At 57.4% G+C, this 3,757-nt stretch carries 5 protein-coding genes; all 5 read right to left on the bottom strand.

What is annotated here, in order from left to right; genetic code table 11:
• Positions 1–931: secretin N-terminal domain-containing protein (locus tag ACW81B_RS12290; protein WP_491580513.1), on the bottom strand; the 931-nt coding region annotated here is incomplete at its 3' end.
• 2 nt (positions 932–933) lie between these two features.
• Complete coding sequence (locus ACW81B_RS12285) at positions 934–1,248, bottom strand: general secretion pathway protein GspB (protein WP_491580512.1); 315 nt, start codon at positions 1,246–1,248, stop codon at positions 934–936.
• The gene (locus ACW81B_RS12280; protein WP_491580511.1) at positions 1,241–1,891 is read right to left on the bottom strand and encodes a hypothetical protein; all 651 of its coding nucleotides are present in this window, start codon (positions 1,889–1,891) and stop codon (positions 1,241–1,243) included. Before ACW81B_RS12280 ends, ACW81B_RS12285 begins: the two co-directional genes overlap by 8 nt.
• Positions 1,882–2,487 (bottom strand): hypothetical protein, encoded by a 606-nt coding sequence (locus ACW81B_RS12275; protein WP_491580510.1) that lies wholly within the window; start codon positions 2,485–2,487, stop codon positions 1,882–1,884. The genes ACW81B_RS12280 and ACW81B_RS12275 overlap by 10 nt, the downstream gene beginning before the upstream one ends.
• Positions 2,488–2,841: 354 nt before the next feature.
• Positions 2,842–3,757 (bottom strand): dihydroorotate dehydrogenase (locus ACW81B_RS12270; RefSeq protein ID WP_491580509.1); only part of this gene is annotated, 916 nt, incomplete at its 5' end.

The following is a 3,757-nucleotide window of genomic DNA, read 5'->3' as shown; positions in this document are numbered from 1 at the left end:
TTACGCCGGCCTGAAAAGCATCGTTCAGTTGAACCTCGACGATTTTTGCCTCGATGATGACCTGCCGGTTTACGGAGCGCTGTAAACTGCTCAGGTATTGTTCGACATCCATCAGTTCGCGTGGCATGGCGCGTACCAGTACGGTACCGGACAGCGGGTCAGCGATAATCTTGCGACCCTCTTCTTCACCAATGAGGGTTTTCAAAGAGGCCTCAAGTGTTTTCCAGAAGTCCGAGTCAGTCTGCGTCGACACCTGTGCGCCTGAAAAGCTGCTCTGATTGCCGCGAGAGCCTGATCCCGGGTAGCCACCAAATCCCCCGCCAGCCGATCCCGCTGCTGCGCCGGTCGAGCCCGGCGCACCGGGTCTTCCTGCCAGATTGCTGGGCGGCGGGGCCTGTGTGACCTGTCCGGAACTGATGCGGGTACGAGAGCTGCCCTTGCGCTTCAGGTCCAGGTAATTGACCTTGAACACCTGGGAACGCATGCGCGCAGGAAAAACCTGGTAGACACCGTGACTGTGGCGGAATTCATAACCGTATACATCGCGTACTGTGGCCAGTACATCATCGGTAGTGACATTTTTCAGGTCGAGCGTCAGGGTGCCCGTCACGTCCGGGTGTATCACCATATTGTCACTGGTGCCTTCCACCAGACTCATGAAGAATTCGCGTGCCGGTACCTCATTGACAGAAACATCATAGGTCGGCACTCGCGGGTTCAGGACACCGAGCGTTGTACTTGCCGGGGGTAACAGAGCATTTTGTACGGCCGGTGGTGGTACAGCAGGCACAGCCGGTTGGGAAGATTTCGCTTCCTCCAGCGCATCACTGATCGAAGATATCGGCGGGCCAGACCGGGTGGGCATCTGCTGACAGGCCCCCAGTAACAGGTTGGCGGCCAGAACAAGTGTAAGCGGTATAAGGTGTTTCATAGTCACGGCCTTGTCTTCAGCGTGTGAGGTCGCAGGCGCAGTTTCAGTGTGCGCGAACCAGTTTCGAGTACAACCTGTGAATCGTGAATGCGTATAACGCGTGCGGAACCAATGCGGTCACCTTCCTGGACGCGTGTTCCATTGATAATCGCAATCCGTCGATCATCGGAGAAAAGGATTGACTGCAGCGCCCAGCCACCCATGTTGCCGCTGCCGAAGTACACAGCAGGATCAATGGGGCGTGTGGGGTCATTCAGTGCGGCGGCGTTGTCTGCCAGCACAAGTACAAGCATCAGACCGGTCAGATATCTAGCCATGGCCGGCCCCCAGGGTATAAAGCTGAAGACGCGTCGTGGCGTGTGGATATTCGACGCTCTGGAACTCGACTTTCTGCCAGAAAAACTTCCACGGCAACGCTTCGAGCGCCTTGAGGTAAGCCAGTACATCCAGATAACCGCCATCCAGTACCAGGTCAATCTGGTAACGCCCGATGCCGGTTGTGTCGTTGTTCTCGATCTCCAGGTCATCCAGTGTGCGTGAACTGGCATTGAGTGAAATCAGTTTGAGACCACGGTGTTTGGCCAGAACCTGTTCCAGTACTTCAGCAGCCTGTGCCGGTTCAACCAGTGCACCGAGCTGGCCGACGATTCTTTCGTCCAGGGCAGCGAGTTCCTGTTTCAGTTTGTCGCGTTGCTCGCGACGCGCCTGCAGCGGATCGACATCACCCCGGTACTGCAAAAGGCGAGCCTGCTGGCGTAGTGCGTTGAGCCGGGTTTCCTGATCGGTAATACGTTCCTGTGCCAGTTGCTGGGATTTGAGTACCGGCTGAAGCGCCAGCATATCGATGCTGAAGAACAGCGCGGCGATGGCTGCAGCCAGCAGCAGTACCCGCTCGCGCAGTTCAAGTGCATCAATCCGGTCGGCCAGGTGTTGCAATTGCAGGCGCAGTTTCAGTCCCATACCTGGTCCTCCCGGAAATTACGCAGCACAAAGCTGATTTGGGGCTGTTCTGCGTCGGGTCGCATCAGCTGTACAGTTTCGAACGGTGTTGCTGACAGGCCGGCTTGCCTGGATAGCTGTTGCAGGTAGACAGGAACCAGTCGCGCTTCCAGCGTTGCGCCACGGACCTCGACACGAGCGTGGTTGTCCACGCTTACCCCCTCAAGCCAGAGGCCGGGGATATATTGTTCGGCGAGGGTACGAAAGTGATGGTAAAAGCCGCTCTGGTTCTCGATCGCAAGCGCATCGAAACGCGCCAGCAGTTCGCTGCGTTCATCGATGCGGGTCTGGAGATTTTCAATTTCCTGGTCCAGGCCCTCGGTATCCGGCGTACGCTGCGCCTCTTCAAGTACGCTGATTTGTTGCTGAAGATGGTCATATTGCTGTTGCAGGTCGTCGGCGCTGGCCTGCATACTGGCCAGCGTCCAGTTTGCCTGGACGACCAGTAGCAGCAGAAGGAAGCCTGCGGCAGCGGTGATTTGCGCCAGGGTGATGGTGGAAAACACCTTTTGCTGTTTTCGGAAGACCGGTTGGAAAAGGTTAATCTGCTGGTGCATGCCGTTCAGCCCCTGCCGATTAAGGTGAAACGGCCGCCGGAAATCCAGCAGGTGTCAAAATTCAGGGTAGCGTACTGATTGGACTGGCGATTTTTTAGCGCTTTCTGTGCTCGCCAGAAACGGTGCAGTACCCGTCGGGGCTGCCTCCACAGGCATTGTTTAGCCTGCTTTTTCAGCATTACGCAGCGTGATGTGGCAGTAAGTTGTCTGCCCAGGTTTTTGATGTCGAATACTTTTTTACCCATAGCGGGATAAATTCAAGCAAAAAACAGGCCGGCCTGGTCAGATTTGCTGCCGGTGGGTAACAGAAGTGGCTGTGGATCCTGGCTGGAGGCGCCCCGGGCGTGTGCTGTTTCAGCCGTTGAGCTGCAGGCTGCCGACCAGTGCAGCGAGATCCGGCAGTTGCTGGCGCCGCAGGTAGTCCAGGATACCGGCGTTCAGGGTTTTGCATACCAGCGGGTCGTAAAACAGGGCCGTGCCAACACCAACGGTGGTGGCGCCGGCGATGAAAAACTCGATCGCATCCTCGACCGTGGTGATACCACCCTGGCCGATAATGGGGATCCCGTGTGCCTTGCACACCTGGTAGACCTGGTGCACCTTGAGCAGTGCAACCGGTTTGATGGCCGGCCCCGAAAGCCCGCCCTGGTTGTTACCAATGACCGGCTGGCGGGTTTCGATGTCAATGGCCATGCCCATCAGGGTGTTGATAACGGCAAACGCATCACTGCCTGCCTCGATGCAGCGGCGTGCATTGTCGGCAATATCGGTCTGGTTGGGCGACAGCTTGGTGATCAGCGGCTTGCCGGTGGCCTTGCGGCAGGCTTCCACCACCCGGGCAGACATATCCGGGTCATTGCCGAAGGCCACGCCACCCTCCTTCACGTTGGGACAGGAGATATTGATTTCGATGGCGTCGATCGGGGAATCGTCAAAGCGCCGGGTGACTTCGTGGTATTCCTCCACGCTGGAACCCGACACATTGGCGATAAAGCGCGTTTCCTCAAAATCCAGTTCAGGCAGGATGTTGCCTGTCACATGGTCTACCCCGGGGTTTTGCAGGCCGATGGCGTTGAGCATACCCGCCGGTGTTTCACAGACGCGGTGCGGTGCGTTGCCCGGCCGTGGTTCGAGTGTGGTGCCCTTCAGGCAGATGGCGCCGACATCGCGATTGGAAAATCCCCGAACCCGTGTATATTCCTCGCCAAAACCCACACAGCCGGACAGCAGCACCAGTGGTGAGTTGAGGGTCAGACCGCAGAAATCGACG

The organism is Thiogranum sp. (genome assembly GCF_058323355.1).
This window is presented reverse-complemented; position numbering and strand designations above follow the sequence as displayed.

Bases quoted from the DNA above. Each gene is read 5' to 3' on its own strand.
- ACW81B_RS12285 (WP_491580512.1), bottom strand. From the start codon at position 1,248: ATGGCTAGATATCTGACCGGTCTGATGCTTGTACTTGTGCTGGCAGAC.
- ACW81B_RS12280 (WP_491580511.1), bottom strand. From the start codon at position 1,891: ATGGGACTGAAACTGCGCCTGCAATTGCAACACCTGGCCGACCGGATT.
- ACW81B_RS12275 (WP_491580510.1), bottom strand. From the start codon at position 2,487: ATGCACCAGCAGATTAACCTTTTCCAACCGGTCTTCCGAAAACAGCAA.